At 70.4% G+C, this 19,842-nt stretch carries 17 protein-coding genes; 14 read left to right on the forward strand and 3 right to left on the reverse strand.

Going from position 1 to position 19,842, the window contains the following annotated elements; all coding sequences use genetic code 11:
- Window positions 1–2: 2 nt before the first annotated feature.
- From AB1K54_RS07330 to AB1K54_RS07345, 4 genes are all read left to right on the forward strand, one after another.
- Entirely contained in the window at window positions 3–812 is an 810-nt protein-coding gene (locus tag AB1K54_RS07330; protein ID WP_371202087.1) for an MBL fold metallo-hydrolase, read from the forward strand.
- 96 nt (window positions 813–908) lie between these two features.
- Window positions 909–2,183, forward strand: coding sequence for a histidine kinase (locus AB1K54_RS07335; protein WP_371202088.1), 1,275 nt, complete (start codon window positions 909–911; stop codon window positions 2,181–2,183).
- Complete coding sequence (locus AB1K54_RS07340; protein WP_371202089.1) at window positions 2,171–2,872, forward strand: LuxR C-terminal-related transcriptional regulator; 702 nt, start codon at window positions 2,171–2,173, stop codon at window positions 2,870–2,872. The genes AB1K54_RS07335 and AB1K54_RS07340 overlap by 13 nt, the downstream gene beginning before the upstream one ends.
- The gene (locus AB1K54_RS07345; RefSeq protein WP_371202090.1) at window positions 2,869–3,735 is read left to right on the forward strand and encodes a hypothetical protein; all 867 of its coding nucleotides are present in this window, start codon (window positions 2,869–2,871) and stop codon (window positions 3,733–3,735) included. Before AB1K54_RS07340 ends, AB1K54_RS07345 begins: the two co-directional genes overlap by 4 nt.
- A gap of 114 nt (window positions 3,736–3,849) precedes the next feature.
- Here the strand turns inward: AB1K54_RS07345 and cofE are convergent, their stop codons facing one another.
- Together cofE and AB1K54_RS07355 are read right to left on the reverse strand one after the other, a co-directional pair.
- The gene (cofE, locus tag AB1K54_RS07350; protein ID WP_371202091.1) at window positions 3,850–4,629 is read right to left on the reverse strand and encodes a coenzyme F420-0:L-glutamate ligase; all 780 of its coding nucleotides are present in this window, start codon (window positions 4,627–4,629) and stop codon (window positions 3,850–3,852) included.
- A 65-nt stretch (window positions 4,630–4,694) separates the two neighbouring features.
- Window positions 4,695–5,201, reverse strand: a complete 507-nt coding sequence (locus tag AB1K54_RS07355) for an N-acetyltransferase family protein (RefSeq protein ID WP_371202092.1) — start codon at window positions 5,199–5,201, stop codon at window positions 4,695–4,697.
- A 140-nt stretch (window positions 5,202–5,341) separates the two neighbouring features.
- Here AB1K54_RS07355 and AB1K54_RS07360 point away from each other — a divergent pair, with 140 nt between their 5' ends.
- The 7 genes from AB1K54_RS07360 to rocD all read left to right on the forward strand — a co-directional run bounded on the left by AB1K54_RS07360 (window position 5,342) and on the right by rocD (window position 14,981).
- Entirely contained in the window at window positions 5,342–5,902 is a 561-nt protein-coding gene (locus AB1K54_RS07360) for an acyl-CoA thioesterase (RefSeq protein WP_371202093.1), read from the forward strand.
- Between the two features lie 97 nt (window positions 5,903–5,999).
- On the forward strand, window positions 6,000–9,821 hold the full coding sequence (locus AB1K54_RS07365; protein ID WP_371202094.1) for a proline dehydrogenase family protein: 3,822 nt from the start codon (window positions 6,000–6,002) through the stop codon (window positions 9,819–9,821).
- A 62-nt stretch (window positions 9,822–9,883) separates the two neighbouring features.
- Window positions 9,884–10,702, forward strand: coding sequence for a Cof-type HAD-IIB family hydrolase (locus tag AB1K54_RS07370; protein ID WP_371202095.1), 819 nt, complete (start codon window positions 9,884–9,886; stop codon window positions 10,700–10,702).
- Window positions 10,699–11,253, forward strand: coding sequence for an exonuclease domain-containing protein (locus AB1K54_RS07375; RefSeq protein WP_371202096.1), 555 nt, complete (start codon window positions 10,699–10,701; stop codon window positions 11,251–11,253). Before AB1K54_RS07370 ends, AB1K54_RS07375 begins: the two co-directional genes overlap by 4 nt.
- Before the next feature lie 23 nt (window positions 11,254–11,276).
- Window positions 11,277–12,605, forward strand: coding sequence for a hypothetical protein (locus AB1K54_RS07380; RefSeq protein WP_371202097.1), 1,329 nt, complete (start codon window positions 11,277–11,279; stop codon window positions 12,603–12,605).
- Between the two features lie 229 nt (window positions 12,606–12,834).
- Entirely contained in the window at window positions 12,835–13,722 is an 888-nt protein-coding gene (gene ddaH / locus AB1K54_RS07385) for a dimethylargininase (protein ID WP_371202098.1), read from the forward strand.
- Between the two features lie 11 nt (window positions 13,723–13,733).
- Window positions 13,734–14,981, forward strand: a complete 1,248-nt coding sequence (gene rocD / locus AB1K54_RS07390; RefSeq protein WP_371202099.1) for an ornithine--oxo-acid transaminase — start codon at window positions 13,734–13,736, stop codon at window positions 14,979–14,981.
- A 59-nt stretch (window positions 14,982–15,040) separates the two neighbouring features.
- Here rocD and AB1K54_RS07395 read toward each other — a convergent pair whose 3' ends face one another.
- Window positions 15,041–15,445, reverse strand: a complete 405-nt coding sequence (locus AB1K54_RS07395) for a hypothetical protein (protein WP_371202100.1) — start codon at window positions 15,443–15,445, stop codon at window positions 15,041–15,043.
- 428 nt (window positions 15,446–15,873) lie between these two features.
- Between AB1K54_RS07395 and AB1K54_RS07400 the strand changes: the two genes are divergently transcribed.
- The 3 genes from AB1K54_RS07400 to AB1K54_RS07410 are packed head-to-tail and all read left to right on the forward strand — an operon-like array spanning window position 15,874 to window position 19,840.
- Window positions 15,874–16,671: an alpha/beta fold hydrolase gene (locus AB1K54_RS07400; protein WP_371202101.1), complete on the forward strand. Its 798-nt coding sequence runs from the start codon at window positions 15,874–15,876 to the stop codon at window positions 16,669–16,671.
- On the forward strand, window positions 16,668–18,425 hold the full coding sequence (locus AB1K54_RS07405) for a dihydroxy-acid dehydratase (RefSeq protein WP_371202102.1): 1,758 nt from the start codon (window positions 16,668–16,670) through the stop codon (window positions 18,423–18,425). Before AB1K54_RS07400 ends, AB1K54_RS07405 begins: the two co-directional genes overlap by 4 nt.
- A gap of 32 nt (window positions 18,426–18,457) precedes the next feature.
- Window positions 18,458–19,840: an FAD-dependent oxidoreductase gene (locus AB1K54_RS07410; RefSeq protein ID WP_371202103.1), complete on the forward strand. Its 1,383-nt coding sequence runs from the start codon at window positions 18,458–18,460 to the stop codon at window positions 19,838–19,840.
- The last annotated feature ends 2 nt before the right edge of the window (window positions 19,841–19,842 follow it).

Here is a 19,842-nt window from a genome sequence, read left to right on the forward strand (position 1 = left end):
ACGTGACCGGCCAACAGTGGACGCGGCTGGTCACCGGCGTGCTCGCCCCGAACGCCGGACCGATGACGCTCGACGGAACGAACTCGCTCGTGCTCGGCCGGCCGGGGCACGGCAGCGTGGTCGTCGTGGACCCGGGACCGGCGGATGCCGGGCACCTCGAGCGGCTGCGCTCCTTCGGCGACGTCGAGCTGATCCTGCTCACCCACCACCATCGCGACCACACCGAGGCCGCCGCCGAGTTCGCCGCGACGACCGCAGCGCCGGTGCGCGCCCTCGACCCCGCGCTGTGCATCGGTGCCGACCCGCTCGCCGACGGCGAGCACGTCGAGGCAGCCGGCATCCGTCTCGACGTCATCGCGACCCCCGGCCACACGCACGACTCGGTGTGCGTACACCTGCCGCACGACGCGGCACTGACCGACCCGCGCCCGGGCGGGACGATGATCACGGGCGACACGATCCTCGGGCGCGGCACGACGATCGTCACCCACCCGGGCGGGTCGCTCGCGGCCTACCTCGACTCGCTCGACCGGCTCGCGGCCTACGGCGTGATCCCGGTGATTCCCGCGCACGGACCCATGCTCGCCGACCTCGCCGCGATATGCCGCCGGTACGCCGCGCACCGGCGCGGGCGCCTGGGCGAACTGAGCGCGCTCCTGCAGTCGCTCGGCCGCGCGCCGGCGAACGACGACGACCTCGTGCAGGCGATCGTCGACACCGTGTACGCCGACGTCGACCCCGCGATCCGCTTCGCCGCCGAGGCGTCGACGCGCGCACAGCTGGAGTACCTCGCCGCCGCGCCGCGCCCGTAGCCGACGTCCGCCGGGAGGGCATCGGGGGGATAACCCGAAGAAAGCTCTCCGGATGCCTCGGGCGCGCCGGAATGCGCGCAGTCCTACCGTGGAGGCATGACCACGGCCCCGCCCCGCCCATCACCTCTCCGGACCGTCATGGCGCCTCGCCGCGTGGCGGCCGCGATCGCCCACCTCGCCGCGCTCGGCGTGATCGGGCCGACCATCTTCACGATCCTCTTCACGCTGCTCGGCCTCAGCCTGGGGCTGCTTCCCGTGCTCGGAATCGGCCTGCTGTTCTTCGTCGGACTCGTCTACGCGATCTTCGCCGTCGGCTGGCTCGAGACCGCCCGCGTCAACGGGCTCTATGACTTCGGGCTGCCGCTCGGTGGCACCAGGCGCCGCGAGCGGCCGGGATTCACGGGCTTCGTCCGCATGGTCGCGGCGCAGACCATCGACGCGACGAGCTGGCGCGGAGTCGCGAGCATCGCGATCGCGACCCTGCTCGGCTGGATCACCCTCGTTCTGTTCGGCGTGCTCGCCTCGGGACTCGTCTTCGTCTTCGCGCCCCTGTTCGGCGAGTCCGACACGGTGCTGATCGCCCGCACCGGCATCGAGGTGCCGATCGCGTGGGCGGTGCCCACGGGGCTCGCCACGGCGGTCCTCTCGGCCGCAGCCATCGTGGGCCTGGGCATTCTGCACGGCATCATCGCCCGCGCGGTCGTCGTGCCCTCGCGCGAAGCGCAGCTCGCCGCGGCTGTGGACACCTCCCGCGCGCAGCGGGCCGGCGCTGTCCGCGCCGCAGACCTCGAGCGCACGCGCATCGAGCGCGACCTGCACGACGGGGTCCAGCCGCGGCTGGTGTCGGTCGGCATGACCCTCGGCCTCGCCCAGCAGAAGATCGACACGGACCCCGCCGCCGCCAAAGAGCTCATCGCCGAGGCGCACACCTCGACGAAGGCCGCGATCACCGAGCTGCGACAGCTCGCCCGCGGCATCCATACGGCCGTTCTCGACGACCGGGGACTGGATGCGGCCCTCTCGGCGGTCGCCGCGATGTCGGTGATCCCGGTGCTGCTCGACGTGCGATTGGACGGACGCTGCAGCCGCGACACCGAGGCCGCCGCCTACTTCGCGATCGCCGAGGCGCTCACGAACGCCGCGAAGCACTCGCGCGCGGCGGAGGTGCGCGTGGTCGTGCGGCTGCGCCCCGACACCGGCGCCCTGTGGGCCCGCGTCGAGGACAACGGCGTGGGCGGCGCCCGGGTGATCCCCGGGGGCGGACTCGACGGCATCGTCAACCGCGTCGTCGCCGCCGGCGGCCAGGCCCGCATCGACAGTCCGGTCGGCGGTCCGACGAGCGTGGAGGTGAGCATCCCGTGCGCGTCCTGATCTGCGAGGACTCGGCGCTGCTGCGCGAGGGGCTCGTGCGCGTGCTCGTCGACGCCGGCCACGAGATCGCCGCCGCCCTGCCCGATGCGACGGCGCTCGATGAGACCGTCGACGCCACCGCGCCCGACCTGTGCATCCTCGACGTGCGGCTGCCTCCGACCTGGACCGACGAGGGCATCCGCGCCGCGCTCGCCCTGCGCGCACGGCTTCCGCGGCTGGCGGTGCTCGTGCTGTCGCAGTACGTCGAGGAGCGCTACGCGAGCGACCTGATCGCCTCGAGCGACGGCGCGCTCGGCTACCTGCTGAAGGACCGCGTCGCCGACGTGGCGGACTTCCTCGAGGCGATCGAGCGCATCGCCGCGGGGGGCACCGTGCTCGACCCCGAGGTCGTCGCACAGCTGCTCGGCAGGCGCCGCAAGGACGAACGGATGCTGCGACTGACCGACCGCGAGGCATCCGTTCTCGCGCTCATCGCCGAGGGCCGCTCGAACCAGGCGATCGCGCACACCCTGCACATCTCGGAGGGGAGCGTCGAGAAGCACATCACCGCGGTCTTCCAGAAGCTCGAACTCGAACAGGACGACTCCGGCAATCGGCGCGTGCTCGCCGCCCTCGCCCACCTCGAACACGGCCGCCCCGCGGCCCCGCAGACACGCGGCCCCGCGCCGCAGACGGGAACGAACCGATGACCACTGCCCTCACCCCGCCCCCGGTGGCGCCGGGCCCCGCCCCCGAACCGGCCGGTGCTGCCGGCCCCTCGCCCACCCCGGGCGCCGCCCGCGTGATCTCGATCCTCGCGATCGTGTTCGGCGCGCTCGTGATCGTCGGTGCGATCGGCTCGGCCGTCGTCGGCACGATCGTCTCGGCGGCCGTGCACACCGGCACCCGCACGGCGGCAGTCGCCGGAATCGACGAGATCGACGTGGACGCCTCGGCGGGGTCGCTGCGCGTCGAGTTCGCCGACGTGCGCGAGGCCGAACTCGAGGTCACCGGCCCCACGGGCGCCGACCGCTGGACCCTCGAGCGCGACGACGACAGCCTCGTCATCGCGACACCGCGGATGTTCGGCGGCTGGTTCTTCGGCGGCTGGTTCGGCGGGCCCGGCGATGCCGTGCTGCGCCTGCCCCAGGCGCTCGAGGGCGCCGACGCCGACATCGACTTCTCGGCCGGAGACCTCGCCCTCGACGGCGCCTTCGGCGAGCTCGACCTTCAGATGAACGCGGGCCGCGCCCAGATGAGCGGCTCGGCGACCCAGCTGACCGCCGAGATGAACGCCGGCGCCGCGACGATCGACCTCGAGGGCGTCCGCCGGGCCGAGCTGTCGGTCAGCGCCGGTGCGCTCACCGTGCGCCTGTCGGGCGCGCAGCCCGACGCGATCGAGGCCGACGTCAGCGCGGGCGGACTGCAGCTCACGGTGCCGCGCGGAGAGTACGACGTGACCTCGGATGTCTCGGCCGGCGACTTCCGCAACCGCATCGGGTCGACCCCCGGTGCCTCGAGCACGATCACCGTCCAGGTGTCGGCGGGCGAGCTCGTGCTGGACTCGCACTGACCCACAGGGTTGGGGGACCCCTTACCGCGCGAGGAGAGGGGATGTCGCGAGACGAGGACCTATCTGCGAGAAACGTCCTCGTCTCGAGACATCCCCTCTCGTGACGACCGCGCGTCAGGCGGTGACGGATGCCGCGCCCGCGGCGAACCCCTCGGCATAGGCCTCGTCGGCTCCGAGCCGGAACATGTCACGCTCCAGCGACCGCACGATGGACCGCGCCCCGGGCAGATCGAGCGGGCCGACCAGGTCGCCGCGTCCGCGCACGACCGCCACCGGCAGCCGGGCGGCCTTCCCCTTGACCAGATCGGCCGCGGCGGCCAGTTCGTCGGCGACGCACGGCATCGTCACGACCAGGGGCCTGCCCTCGGCATCGGTCCCGCCGCGCAGGTCCTCGAAGACGCGCACCCCGCCCGCGCCGATCGCGTGGTCGGTCTGGCCGTCGCGCCACGCGCGGCCGAGCGTGTCCGACACGACGACCCCGACGTGCACGCCCAGCAGCGCACGCAGCCCCGTGGCCAGAGCGCGGGCCGAGGCATCCGGATCCACCGGAAGCAGCAGCACGGTGCCGTGCGGCGTGTTCGAGGCGTCGACCCCGGCCGCGGCCGACACGATCCCGAGGCGGTTCTGCACGATGCGCGTGACATGCCCGGACTCCGACGCGCGGGTCGCGACCACGCGCACCGTCTCTGCGGTGATCGCATCCTCGCGATCCTCGGCCTGGAGGATGCGTCCCTCGGCCTTCGAGACGATCTTCGAGGTCACCACGAGGACGTCGCCGTCTTCGAGGGCGCCGGCGGCGGCATCCGCGATTATCGTCACGAGGTCCGTACCGGGCGTGATCTCGGGGATTCCGGGCAGCGCCCACACGGTCAGCGGGCGGGGGGAGTGGGCCATGGAATCAGTCTCTCGCACGAACGAGAGCCCGCCGCTTGCGCGACGGGCTCTCGATGCCGTGATGCTCAGCGGACGAACCGCACCTCGGTGAGCGTCTCGCCGAGGAAGGGCTCGGTGTGCTTCGCTCCATCGAGGGTGAAGCCGTTGCGCGCGTAGAAGCGGTGCGCCCGCGGGTTGTCGTCGGCGACCCACAGGTACAGCGGCTCGTCGGGCTCGACGACGGCGTCGAACAGACGCTGACCGATGCCGGTGCCGTGCCACGCGTCGAGCAGGTAGATGAAGTACAGCTCGTTGTTGCGGGGGGAGTCCTTGTCGCGGGCGGGGCCGGACCCGGCGAACCCGACGATCTCGCCGTCGACGAGCGCGGCGAACATCTTGAAGTCTTCGCCCTGCACGGCCCAGTGGGTCCAGAGCTCAGCGAGGCGCTTGGGCGAGATCCGCTCGAGGGCGGCCTTGCTGATGAGGTGGTCGTAGGTCTCGTGCCAGCATGTCGCGTGTACACGACCGAGGGCCTCGGCGTCGACGTCCCGCACAGGACGGACGACGAGGTCGGTCTGCAGTTCGGCGTTCATGGCGTGACTCTACGCGCGGGCGCGCGAGACACGAAATCGGTTGGGCACGGGGCACAACACCAGCAGATCCCGCCCACGCACATGTCGGAAAGCCACAATGGTTTCACGAATCAAGGCGCCGGTCACTACGATCTCACCCCGTGAACGTGATCTGGCGGACGATGCTGACGATCTGGCGAGCGCGCGTGCAACTGCGCAGGCACGGACGGATCGACGCGATGAGCGTCGGGCGCATCCGGGTGCGGACGATGCCGACCGACATCGATCTGCTGCGTCACATGAACAACGGCCGCTACGCGTCGCTGTTCGACCTCGGCCGGTTCGACCTGCTGGTGCGCACCGGCATGTGGGACATCATCCAGGAGCGCGGGTGGTACCCGGTCGTCGCCAGCGAGTCCATCACGTTCCGCAAGTCCCTGCAGCTGTGGCAGCGCTTCACGATCGAGTCGCGCCTGCACGGGCACGACGACAAGTCCACGTACCTCATGCACCGCGCGGTCGTCGACGGCGAGATCTACGCCGAGATGCTCGTACGCGCGCGGTTCCTGCGCCGCGGCGGCGGCATCGTGCCCCTCGAAGAGCTGTTCGAGGCGATGGGGCGGCCCGACGATCTGGCGCCGCTGGAGCCGTGGATGGCCCAGTGGGCCGAGGCATCCGCTCTGCCCTCGACGAAGGCGCCCGCGCCGAGCGTGTGGGAGTAAGCCGGCCGGCCCGCCTGCCGGCTAGCCGCGGATCGGCTCGCGCCGGGATGCTCGCGCGCGTCCGCAGCCGCGGGCCGGCAGGTCGTAGGCTGTCGGCATGGTGACCGACCCGAACCTGGGGGACACCGACCTTCCGACGCCCGGCGACGACCTTGCCCCGCGCGCCGTGGGACTGGCGCAGCGGTGGATCGCAGACAGCGCCGAGGTCGACGTGGACCCCGCAGCCGAGCGGCTGGCCGGCGTGCTCAAAGACCCGAACGGGCTGCCGTTCACGATCGGCTTCGTCGACGGGGTGATGCGTCCCGAGAGCCTCTCGGCCGCGGCATCCCAACTGCGCCGGATCGCCCCCCTCGCGCCCGGATTCCTGCCCTGGTACCTGCGAGGGGCGGTGCAGGCCGGGGGAGCGATCGCCCCGGTGCTTCCGACGCCCACCGTGCCGATCGCGCGGCGCATGCTGCGCGAGATGGTCGGGCACCTCGTGGTCGACGCGCGTCCCGACAAGCTCGGTCCGGCGATCGCCGCGCTGCGGGCGACGGGGGCGCGCCTGAACCTGAACCTGCTCGGCGAGGCGGTGCTCGGCGAGCAGGAGGCGCTGCGCCGGCTCGACGGCATCCACGAACTCATCCGCCGACCCGACGTGGACTACGTGTCGGTCAAAGTGTCGGCCATCGCGAGCCACATCTCGATGTGGGCGTTCGACGAGACGGTCGACAAGGTCGTCGAGCGGCTTCTGCCGCTGTACCTCACCGCCGCAGAATCCCGGTTGTCGAGTAGCGGCGAAGCCGCGCATCGAGACACCTTCATCAACCTCGACATGGAGGAGTACCGCGACCTCGACCTGACGATCGCGGTGTTCACGCGGCTGCTGGAAGACCCGCGGCTGCGCCTGCTCGAGGCGGGCATCGTGCTGCAGGCGTACCTGCCCGACGCGCTGCCGGCGCTCGAGCACCTCACCGCATGGGCGAAGCAGCGCGTCGCCGGCGGCGGCGCGCGCATCAAGATCCGGCTGGTCAAGGGCGCGAACCTCGCGATGGAGCGCGTCGACGCCGTCTTGCACGGCTGGCCGCTCGCGACCTACGACAGCAAGGTCGCATCGGATGCCAACTACCTGCGATGCCTCGAGTTCGCGCTGCGGCCCGAGCACACCGCCGCGGCCAGGATCGGCGTCGCAGGCCACAACCTGTTCGACATCGCCTACGCGTGGCTGCTCGCGGGGGAGCGCGGCGTGCGGGACGCGATCGAGTTCGAGATGCTGCTCGGCATGGCGCAGGGCCAGGTCGAGGCCGTCTCTCGCGACGTCGGGCCGGTGCTGCTGTACGTGCCGGTCGTGCGCCCCGACGAGTTCGACGTCGCGATCAGCTACCTCGTGCGGCGCCTGGAGGAGAACGCGTCCAGCGACAACTTCCTCTCGGCGGCGTTCGAGATCGCCGGCGACCCCGACCTGTTCGCCCGCGAGCGCGACCGTTTTCTCGCCTCGGTGGAGCTGATGGCGGCCTCCACGCCCCCCTCCCCGCCGCGCGGCGACTCCGGGCGCGTAGGCCCAGCCTCACTCCCGGTGGGCCCGAACCGCACCCAGAACCGCTCAGAGCCCCTCCATGCAGCCCCGGCGACGACGGGCCTGCGCTCGCGCACGCGCAGCGCCGCCGAAGAGACCGGCATGACGAAGGCGGTGCTCGGCATCTCGCGCGACGACGAGCCCGGCGACACGTCGCCGCTTCCGCCCGAGCGCGGGGCGTTCCGGTTCGGGGCGGAGGAGTTCTTCGAAACCGCTGTCTACTCCTCCCGCGAGCGCGACGCGGTCGCCGTCGGCGCGCCGGGGTTCCGCAACGCGCCCGACACCGATCCTGCGCTCGCGGCAAACCGCGCGTGGGGGCGGGGCATCCTGGAGCGCGTCGAGGTGTCGGTCGCCGGCGACGCGACCGTGCGCGCGGCCCGCATCGACGACGCCGACGCGCTCGACGCCGTGATCGCACGAGTGCGCGAGGCCGGGGCACGGTGGGGCGCGCTTCCTGCGGCCGACCGCGCGGCGGTGCTGCAGGCGTGTGCGCGTGCGCTCGAGGCGCGGCGCGGCGAGCTGATCGAGGTGGCCGCGTCTGAGACGGGCAAGGTGCTCGCCGAGGGCGACGTCGAGGTGAGCGAGGCGGTCGACTTCGCGAACTACTACGCCGCGACCGCGCGCGAACTCGACCGCGTCAGCGGCGCGGTGTTCGTGCCGTCGAGGATCACCGTCGTGACGCCGCCGTGGAACTTCCCGATCGCGATTGCCGCGGGCGGCGTGCTGGCGGCGCTCGCCGCGGGATCGGGCGTCGTGTTCAAGCCCGCCCCGCAGGCCCGCCGCTGCGCGGCCGTCGTCGCCGACGCGCTGTGGTCGGCGGGCGTGCCGCGCGACGTGCTCGCCCTGGTCGACATCGACGAGGGCGATCTCGGGCAGCGATTGGTGTCGCATCCCGACGTCGACCGCGTGATCCTCACCGGCTCGTGGGAGACTGCGGCCCTGTTCCGCTCGTGGCGCCCCGACCTCGACCTGCACGCCGAGACGAGCGGCAAGAACGCGATGATCGTCATGCCCTCGGCCGACCTCGACCTGGCGGCATCCGATCTCGTCAAGAGCGCGTTCGGGCACGCGGGTCAGAAGTGCTCGGCCGCGTCGCTCGCGATCCTCGTAGGCCCGGTGGGGCACTCGCGACGCTTCGCGCGACAGGTGACGGATGCGGCGAACTCGCTGCGCGTCGGACCCCCCTCCGACCCGCGGTCCGAGGTCGGGCCGGTCATCGAGCGGCCCCACGGCAAGCTCGAGTGGGCGCTCACGACCCTCGACGAGGGCGAGAAGTGGCTCGTCGAGCCGCGGCTGCTGCGCGCGTCCGGGCCCGACGGACTGCCGGAGTACGCGGGGCGCCTGTGGTCGCCCGGCATCCGCACCGGCGTGCGCCCGGGCTCGCGATTCCACCTCGAGGAGTTCTTCGGGCCCGTGCTGGGCATCATGCACGCCCACTCCATCACCCACGCGGTCCAGCTGCAGAACGCCGTCGCCTACGGCCTCACCGCGGGGCTGTACACGCAGAGCCCCGACGACCTCGCGTTCTGGCTCGACCACGTCGAGGCGGGAAACCTGTACGTCAACCGCGGCATCACCGGCGCGATCGTGCAGCGCCAGCCGTTCGGCGGGTGGAAGCGCTCGTCGGTGGGCGCCGGCGCCAAGGCGGGCGGCCCCAACTACCTCGTCGGCCTGGGCTCGTGGCGTGCGTCGGCCGGGGTGACGCCCTCGAGCACGCTGCACCTGCGCGGGCTCGACACGCGCATCACGACGCTCATCGAGGCCGCACAGCCCTCTCTCGGGTACGAGGAGTTCGACTGGGTGCGTCGCGGGGCGCTGTCGGACGCTCTGGCCTGGGACCGCGAGTTCGGTCAGGTGAAGGATGCCTCGCGCCTGGGCGTCGAGCGGAATCTCTTGCGCTACCGGCCCGCGCCGCCGGTGGCGGTCCGCGCCACCACCGACGCCCCCTGGCACCACGCGCTGCGGGTCGTACTCGCGGGGGTGCGGGCGTCCGCGCCGATGACGGTCAGCGCCGCGGGCGGGTTCCCGCCCGCGGTGCGGCGCGCGCTCAGCGACCTCGGGGTCGACGTGTTCGTCGAGACCGATGCCGAGTGGCTCGAGCGGGTGACGCGCGTGCCGTCCGAGCCGGAGGCGTCGGGAGCGCGACCGTCGCGCGTGCGGCTCGTGGGGCCCGCGGCCGCCATCGCCCTCGCGCGCGCCGCGCTCGCGCAGGCGAGCGGGGGCGATCCCGACCTGGCCGTATACGACCACGAGGTGACCACGGCGGGGCGGCTCGAGCTGCTGCCGTTCCTGCGGGAGCAGTCCGTCACGATCACCGCGCACCGCTTCGGCAACCCCGACCGCACCTTCGACGGGGTGATCTGAGCCCGCGGCGGGAGTGCGCGGATGCCGGCACACGGGTGCACCGAACGCGGCATGCTTGAGGCATGACCTCGCGCACCGTGTTCCTCGACGTGGACGGCACGATCCTCGACCACGGGAGGTCGATCGCGCCGTCGACGATCACCGCCATCCGCGGCGCACGCGCCGCCGGACACCTCGTGTTCCTCAGCACCGGGCGGTCGGCCGCCGACATCCACCCCGATGTGCGGGCGCTCGGACTCGACGGGGCGATCACGAACGGCGGTGCGTACGCGCGGGTCGGCGCCGAGCTCGTCGCGGCGCACCCGATGCCCCTGGCGGCGGTGACGCGCATGACCGACTACTTCCTCGAACACGGCATCTCGTACTTCCTGCAGTCGGACGACGGGGTCTTCGCCGACGCCGGCGTGCGCTCGCGCATGACGCAGATGATCCGGGCGTGGGGCAACAAGGTCGACCCGCAGTTCATGCCGCGCTTCCGAGATCTGGGCGAGGCCGACCTCGCCCAGATCGCGAAGTCGGTGTTCGTGAGCGACGCGACCGGCACCGTCGCGCAGGTGCAGGCCGAGCTCGGCAAGCACTACCACGTCGTGCCGGGCAGCATGCCGCTGCCGGGCGGCTCCAACGGCGAGGTGAGCCTGCGCGGCGTCACGAAGGGCGCTGCCGTGCTGGCGGTGCTCGCGCACCTCGGGCGCTCGGCCGACGACGCGATCGGCATCGGCGACAGCTGGAACGACGCCGAGATGTTCGACGTGTGCGGCGTCGGCATCGCGATGGGAAACGCCGACCCCGAGCTGCAGGAGCGCGCCGACGAGGTCACGACGTCGGTCGCGCACGACGGCATCCACAACGCGTTCGTCAAGCACGGGCTGATCGCGGCATGACCGAGCGAGCCGAGACCTTCATCAGCGTCGACGTCGAGACGGCCGGTCCCAACCCGGCCGACTACTCGCTGCTGTCGATCGGCGCGTGCCTCGTCGACGACCCCGACACCGGGTTCTATGTCGAGCTGAAGCCGGTGACGGCCGCCTCTCGCGCCGAGGCCCTCGCCGTCAGCGGGCTGTCGCTGGATCGCCTCGCCGCTGAGGGGGTCGAGCCGGTCGAGGCGATGGCGAGCTTCGAGGAGTGGATCACAGAGGTGACGCCGCCGGGGAGCGTTCCCGTGATGGTCGCCTTCAACGCGGTGTTCGACTGGATGTTCGTCGACATGTACTTCCAGCGCTTCGTCGGGCGAAACCCGTTCGGCCATTCGGCCCTGGACGTCAAGGCGTACTACCTGGGCATGATGGGCGGCACGTGGGCGGGCACGAGCATGCGATTCCTCTCGCCCCTCTATCTGCAGGGCCGTCATCTGTCGCACAATGCACTCGGGGACGCACGTGATCAGGCCGAGCTGTTCGGGCGGCTTCGGGCCGAGCGCGGCGCACCCGACTGAGCGCGCACGCCGAGGAGGACGCCATGACCGCTGTCGATGACCCCGACCAGCTGCACACGATCATCGAGTCCGCCCAGCGCCTGGGGGTCGAGATGGACGAGGCCGAGAGCCGCCGGTGGCTGGCCGCCATCGCCGCCGAGAACAGCGGCGTCGATGTGACGATGGACATCGGCAGCGGCACCTACGGCTACCGGCCCACGATGCTCGACTTCAGCCCGAAGGACATCGCGCGCTTTCGGCGCATCGGTCAGATCGTCGAGGTCACCGGCGACGGCGCAGAGACCGCGCTGGCGCTGTCGGGATCGGCGGCGCAGTCCAAGATTCAGACGCACCCCGGCGACGCGGACTTCTTTCAGCGGCTCAACATCAAGGCCGCCACCCGCGACGAGGCGTGCGCGGTCATGGCGCGGCTCGTGCGCGACCACGTCCTGGCCAGGACGCAGGGGCCGACCTACCAGTTCCTCGAGGCAAAGCTCGGCACGCACCGGGTCGACGGACTCGTGCGGGGCAAGGCGGTGAAGGCGGGAAGCCCCGTGACCTGGACCCTCGACGAGATCGCCTCGGGCGTGCAGGTGGTCGAGACCGCGGGCGGTGAGCGCCTCGAACTGCAGTGGGCGGATGCCGCGCTCGACCCCGGCTGGGTGAAGGCCGACTGGGTGGTCACCGACCCCGATCGCGGCGGGCTGTCCAACGCCAGCAACGTGATCGATGTGACGTGGGAGGCGCCGGACGGAACGATCGTCGCGCTCGACGGGTATCTCGACGCGTACTTCCAGGAGGTGTACCTCGACGCCGACTCGGCCCCGGTCTTCGCGAAGGTCGCGAAGTTCGTCAGCGCCGACGCCCTCGACGAGTACGTCGCGGCGCTCGAGGGCGAGGTGCGCAAGTACCTCACGTCGCACCTCAACTACGGCAAGGCCGCCAAGCGCATGTACAACGTCTTCCGGCTGTCGGGGCGGTACCTGGACGCCGCGTTCGTGCGCGAGCTGTTCGACGAGCCGGCGACCACCCTCTATCAGGTGTGGTCGCTCATCGGCACGCTCGAGAACGCGACCAAAGAGGGCTCGTCGATCCCGATCGAGGACGTGCAGGACCAGGCCGACGCGCTCGTGCTGCAGATCGTCGACACTCTCGAGGGCGACGCAGAGTCGGAGCTCGTCGCGGCGCTGCTGCGCCTGCGGCGGACGCTCGAGGGCCAGCACACCGGCGAGGCCCGGTCGGCCGAGGTCGCCGCCGCCCAGGCGCTGGTGGTGAACCTCGTCAACACGTTCTATCGTGACCGGCTCCTCCTGATGCCCTCCATCAGGGAGTACATCGAGCAGATCCAGCGCGAAGGCGCCGACCGGCACTGACCCGGGGTGGCGCCGCCCCGCAAGCAGGTGATCGCGCCCCCGACAGGACGCCACGGCGCAGATCGTCCCGTTCTCGATGCGATCGGAGTGACGAGCGGATGCCGCGCGCCCGACGGACTGCGCGGCAAGTCGTGCGACAATGGTCCCCGGCGTGCTCGGATCGCGGCTTCTCAAGCTCCGCCGAGCCACTGGACAGCGTCCGCCATCCCCATTCCGATGAGGAGCGAAAATGTCCCAGACCACAGCCGCAGCACCGCGTACCGTGACCAGCGTGACCGCCGATCAGCCGCGCATCCAGCAGCACCGCCGCTATCTGATGTGCCGGCCCGAGCACTTCACGGTGAGCTACACGATCAACCCGTGGATGGTGCCCGCGAACCCGACCGACACGGCCGTCGCACTGAGCCAATGGCAGACCCTGCACGACGCCTACCGCGCGCTCGGCCACGAGGTGCAGCTGATCGACCCGATCGAGGGCCTTCCTGACATGGTCTACACCGCCAACGGCGGCTTCGTGATCGACGGGGTCGCGTACGGCCCGAGCTTCCGCTACGCCGAACGGATGCCGGAGGCCGCGGCGTTCATGGACTGGTTCTCGGGAAACCGGTTCGAGGTCGTCGCACCGCGCGAGGTCAACGAGGGCGAGGGTGACTTCCTGCTCGTCGGGAACACGATCCTCGCGGGGACCGGCTTCCGCTCCACCGGCGACAGCCACCGCGAGGTGGGCGAGATCTTCGGCCGGGAGGTCGTGTCGCTGAGACTCGTCGACCCCCGCTTCTACCACCTCGACACCGCGATCTCGGTGCTCGACCCCGTCGAAGGCCCGGGCGGCGTCGAGCGGGCCAACATCGCCTACCTGCCGCACGCATTCGACGAGCAGAGCCAAGCCGTGCTCGCCGAACGATACCCCGACGCGATCCGCGTCGACGACGCCGACGGCGCCGTGTTCGGCCTCAACTCGGCCAGCGACGGGCTCAACGTCTTCATCTCGCCCCGCGCCAAGGGCTTCGAGGCGCAGCTGCGCGAGCGCGGCTACAACCCGGTGCTCATCGACCTGTCCGAACTGCTGCTCGGCGGCGGCGGCATCAAGTGCTGCACGCTTGAGCTGCGACGCTGAGGAGGCCCGCCATGAGCACCCGCACCGACAGGCTCGGCGGCCGAGGAGTGACGCTCGACACCGGAGTGGCGCGCATCATCGACGCCGAGGAACAGCACCTCGCCCACAACTACCACCCGCTTCCGGTCGTCGTTTCGCACGGCGAGGGCGCCTGGGTGACGGATGCCGAGGGCAAGCGCTACCTCGACCTTCTGTCGGCCTACTCGGCGCTGAACTTCGGGCACCGGCATCCGGCTCTCATAGCCGCCGCGCGCGACCAGCTCGACCGGCTCACCCTCACCAGCCGCGCATTCCACAGCGACCGGCTGGGCGCGTTCGCCGGCGCACTCGCGCGGCTGTGCGGCAAGGACCTCGTGCTGCCGATGAACACCGGCGCCGAGGCCGTCGAGACCGGCATCAAGGTCGCGCGCGCGTGGGGCTACCGTGTGAAGGGCATCGCCCGTGACCGGGCCGAGGTGATCGTCGCGAACGGCAACTTCCACGGCCGCACGACCACCATCGTCGGCTTCAGCGACGACCCGCTCGCGCACGACGACTTCGGGCCGTACGCGCCCGGGTTCGTCTCGGTGCCGTTCGGTGACGCATCCGCGATCGAAGCGGCCATCACACCCGACACCGCGGCCGTGCTCATCGAGCCGATCCAGGGCGAGGCGGGCGTGATCATCCCGCCGGAGGGCTACCTGCGCGCGGTGCGCGAGATCTGCACCCGCAGCAACGTGCTCATGATCGCCGACGAGATCCAGTCCGGCCTCGGCCGCGTCGGCGAGACCTTCGCGTGCGACCGCGAGGGCGTCGTGCCGGACGTCTATCTGCTCGGCAAGGCGCTGGGCGGCGGCATCCTGCCCCTGTCGGCCGTCGTCGCCGATCGCGACGTGCTCGGGGTCATCCGCCCCGGCGAGCATGGATCGACCTTCGGCGGCAACCCGCTGGCGGCGGCCGTCGGCGAACGGGTCGTCGAGATGCTGTCGAGCGGCGAGTTCCAGCAGCGCGCCGCCGCCCTCGGCGAGCACCTCGCGGGCCGCCTCGGCGAGCTCATCGGCCACGGCGTCACAGCCGTTCGCATCGCAGGCCTGTGGGCCGGGATCGACATCGACCCGTCGGCGGGCACCGGCCGCGACGTCGCCGAGCGGCTGCTCGCGCGCGGCGTGCTCGTGAAGGACACCCACGGGCACACGATCCGCATCGCGCCACCGCTCGTGGTGCGCGCGACCGAGCTGGACTGGGCGGTGGAGCAGCTGGGGCTCGTGCTCGAGGGCTGAGGGCGGGTTCGCGCGGGCGCGCGTGTTGGGCCATGACGGCCGGCGCGCCGACTGCTCGCTCAGGAACACGCCCACGCGATCACCATCGCGCACGAACTGCCGCGCGCTGCCGTCGGGAAGTGGGACCGCAGTTCTTCGGGGGTGCTGCTGTCCACAGGCAGCTCGACCGTTGCGGGAAGGCCGCCCACGCGGCATCCCGAGTAGATCGACCCCGAGCCGGACCAGTTGTTCGTGTCGGCATCTTCCTCCGGCAGCAGCTCCGTTTCCATGACGGTGACGCACTCGCCCCCGACGCCGACGTGCGTTGGCTGAGCCGCGTCCACGACGTTCGAGGACGACGTCGAGCGCGCGCTGTGCAGAGCCTCCAACTCGCGAAGCCGCTGCGGCGCCGAGGGGCCGCGATCGATGTCGGCGGTAGGGCGGTAGGCCCGAACCCGTACCACACGCAGTTGAACGAGTGTCACAGAGTCCTTCGCGAGCGTTCTTCACATGTCGTCGGGGACCATCAACGACACCGGCTTCCGCGTCAGCGCGACGAGACGATGGGTCGTGGCTTTCGTCGCACCGGCATCGGAGTCTTCGTACTCCACCCACGATCTCGACCCGGAGGAGTCAGGCACCTCGCACGCAGCCCCCGTGAAGCGCGGGGCGCGGCAGGCGTGCGATTTCGTCGTGGTGGGTCGGGTTTCACTGGCCGAAATCACCGACCCACGAGGCGAGCCAGGTTCGTAACGTCAGAGCATGCTCCCTCCCGGGTGCGTGCTCACCGAGGCCGGAACCGGCGAAAACGAACTGATGATTTCAAGAAGCGATGGCGACCATGAGGTTCACTGGCATTCCATACGCCATGGCATTCCTGCCCTCACTCGGCGATCGTCGAAGTGAGCGACTCATGAAGATGACCCGTCAGTGGGACGGACTCGAAAGCGGTCCCGTCCTCGTGCTCGCCCACTCGCTGGGTGGGTCCGCGCGCATGTGGGATCCGCTGGTCGCCGAGCTCGGCGGTCGGTTCCGCGTTCTGCGCTACGACCTTCCTGGACATACGAAGGCGGGATCACCATGGGCGGTGGATTCCTTCACCTTCGACGACATGGTCGCTTGGACCGCCGAACTGCTGGAACAGGAGTCCGTGACCGACGCGCTGTTCGCCGGGCTGGCAGCCGGCGGCGCGATTGCGGTCGCGCTCGCCGCGAAGCGCGCAGACATCGTCCGAGGCGTCATTCTCATCAACACTCCCGTGCGTCAGCATTCACGATTCTGGCTGGAGCGGGCCGCTGCCGCGCGGGAGTCGGGCATGGATTCCATCGCAGAAAGGCTTACAGCTGATTGGTTCCCGGACGGCGGCGGCGACGCCTTCATCGCCGAGATACGATCGCTGGATGCCGCGGGATACGCGGCTGTCTGTGAAGCAGTCGCCGGCCTCGACATCGCCTCCGTGCTGCCGCGCGTAGAGGTTCCGGCGATGGTTGTGTGTGCCGTCGACGACGAGAGTGTCGATCCCGCCAACTCGGACGAACTCACGGTCGCGCTGCCGAAGGCGTGGATCGAGCGGATCGCCTCCGGCGGTCACCTGCTACCCGTCCGCTTCCCCGCAATGATCGCGACTCTGATCTGCGACGGGTTCGAGTCCACCACCGTGCGCGGTACGCCAATGTCGGCGGAGATTTCCAGAGAAGGAGCCCAATCATGACAGCGACCAACATCGATCCGGCGAGCCTGCGGAGCAATTTCCCGGATTCCTCCGTGGCATACCTCAACCGCCGTGCGGAGTGGGGCGCGCTTGGAATCCCAGTCGCCGACATGAAGAAGCCCAAGATCGCGATCGTCAACTCCTCCAACGACCTCGCCGCCTGCTTTGCGCATCTCGACGATATCGTCCCGGTGCTCAAGGACGAGTTGCGCAAGCTCGGGGCGCTGCCCTTCGAGATCCGCACCGCCGTCCCAAGCGATTTCGTTACGAACATCGGAGCAGCGGGTGGGTACATTCTGCCCACGCGTGACCTCATCACCAACGACATCGAGGTGGTTGTGGAGGGGGCTCAACTCGACGCGATGATCGGACTCGTCTCGTGTGACAAGACTACCCCTGGCCACCTCATGGCCGCGGGCCGTCTGAACATTCCTACCGTCATCATCCCCTGCGGCTATCAGCACTCGGGACGTGCTGAGCACGGCGGGTCAGACGTGGAGGAGATCTTCATGCGTGCTTCGGCACCCGAGAACGTCCGTCTGCCCCAAGAGGAACTGGAGGCCATTGCGGATGACGCGATCCTTGGCCCCGGCGTGTGCAGCGGGTTCGCGACGGCCAACTCGATGCACGTCAGTGCCGAGGCGCTCGGTATGACGGTGCCCGGTGCCGCCCCCGTTCGCGCGAACAGCGAGAAGATGTGGGACACCGTGCGCCGGTCGGCCGCCGCCATCATGGATGCGATCGCGAAGGACCGTCGCCCGCGCGACATCATGACGGCGGATGCTTTCCACAACGCCGCCGCAACGATGCTCTCACTCGGCGGATCGATCAACACGATCAAGCATTTGCAGGCCATCGCCGTGTCCTGCGAACTCGACATCGACATCTGGGAGATGTATCGCACGCTCGGACGCCAAGTCCCGATGGTCGCGGCCGTGCAGCCGAACGGTCAGACGCAGATCGAAGAGTTCGAGGACGCAGGCGGCGGCGCCACCACGTTGCGCGAACTGCTGCCGCTGCTCAAAGGCGAAGCGATGACGGTCACCGGTCAGACTGTCGCGGAGCGCGCCGAACTGGCGACGGCTGCGGACGGGAAGGTGATCCGCACGATCACGGATCCGTTCGCTACGACCCCGGCGATCGTCGTGCTCAAGGGCTCGCTGGCGACCGAGGCATCTGTGACCAAGCGTCCTGTGCCCGACCCGGGCCCTTATGTGTTCGAGGGTCCGGCGAAGGTCTATCACTCGCGCGATGAGGCCGTCGAGGCCGTCGGTCGCGGCGAGGTGGTCGAGGGCGATGTCGTCGTGCTGCGCGGGATCGGCCTCACGGGCGCCCCGGGCATGGGCTTCACGACCGGGCTGATCTTCGCCCTCGCGGGGGCCGGCCTCGCGGGCAAGGTCGCAATGGTCACCGATGGGCAGTACTCCGGCCTGGCCAACAGCGGCATCGTCGTCGGTGAGGTATCGCCCGAGGCCGCCCAGGGCGGAGCGCTCGGGCTGGTGAACGAGGGAGACCGTATTCGCATCGACCTGGAGAGCGGATCCATCGATCTGCTCGTGGATCCGGCGGAGCTGGCCACCCGGCCCCCGTTCCAGGCTGCGGACAGGAAGGTCACTGGGTATCTGGACCAGTACCGCTCGACGGTGCAGTCGCTCGCCTGCGGGGCCGTGCTGTGCGGCGGTCGCCGCGATGGATCCTGTGGCGAGCGGAGCGCGCAGGCGCAGACGGCCGCTGTGGCGGACATCTCAGTGTGAGCATCAAACGGACTGTGGACGAAGGGAACAACATGACCACCACGATCAACGAACCCGCGCGCGAGACCCCGGTCGCAGGCGAGTACGACGTCATCGTCGTCGGGGGCGGCCCTGGTGGCCTGATGGCGGCCGCGGCGGCGGGCCAGCAAGGGCTGTCGACGCTGATCATCGAGCGTTACGGCTTCCTCGGCGGTGCGGGGACGATGGGTGGGCTGTCCACCTTCTGCGGCCTGCACGCTCGTGTCAACGGTGTCGACAAGCGAGTCGTGCGTGGACTCACCGACGAGCTCCTCGACCGCCTCGACGAGGCCGACGCCCTGAGTCGGCCACACCTGTCGCTCGCCGATCGCATCCAGGCGCAGGCGTTCGACATCAGTGCATACAAGAAGGTCGCCGACGATTTCCTCCTTCATCACGGCGTCGAGATCCTGTTCCACTCGTCCGCTGCGGCCGTCGCGATGGACGGCGAGGACCGGATCGGTGCGGTGATCGTCGAGAGCAAGTCGGGACGCCAGGCCTACAGGGCACAGATCTTCATCGACGGGTCGGGGGATGCCGACATCGCGGCGTGGGCGGGTGTGCCCTATGAGGTGAGTGAGAAGCTGCTCTACCCGTCCCTCATGTTTCGCATCAATGGCGTCGACGCAGAGGCTGCAGGGTCGGCGTGGAAGACCATCGGCGAGAAGATGGAGGCGGCCGAGGCCGCTGGCACCCACACGTTCCCGCGAAAGAAGCCGATCGTTCGTCCGCAGCGACACGACATCGAGTGGCGATCGAACGTGACACAGCTCTCTGATGAGCAGGGCAACCCTCTCGACGGAACAGACGTGCAGCACCTCACGCGGGGTGAGATCATCGGCCGTCGGCAGTCTTTCGACGCCTTCGGGTTCATCCGTGAGAACCAAGCCGGATTCGAGCGTTCATACATCGTCGACCTCGCCCCACAGGTAGGGATCCGCGAGACGCGGCGCATCATCGGCGACTACCAGCTCAGCGAGCAAGACGTGCTGGACTGCGTCGACTTCGATGACACGATCGGCGTCAACGGCTGGCCCGTGGAGGCCCACGTCGAAGGCGACGTCGTCTATCGGTTCCCAAGGGAGGGCGGCCGCGGCTTCAATCACATGCCGTATCGCATGATCGTCCCGCAGAAGGTCGGCAACCTCTTCGTCGTCGGCCGCTGCGCGTCGATGACGCAGTGGGGCCAGTCGGCCGCGCGCGTGACGGGAGGGTGCTTCGTGATGGGGCAAGCCGCAGGCACCGCGGCGGCGATCGCGCTCGAGACGGGCGTGAGGGTCGGCGACATCGACGTGAGTGAACTCCAGCGGCGACTCGAATCTGGCGGCGTCTACCTCGGCCGGGACCTCCCGCCGGACGTGGTGCGCGAGGCGAAGACGAAGGCGGCCGCAGCATGATC

It is taken from the genome of Microbacterium sp. BWT-B31, from assembly GCF_041379855.1.
Taxonomy (GTDB): Bacteria; Actinomycetota; Actinomycetes; order Actinomycetales; family Microbacteriaceae; genus Microbacterium.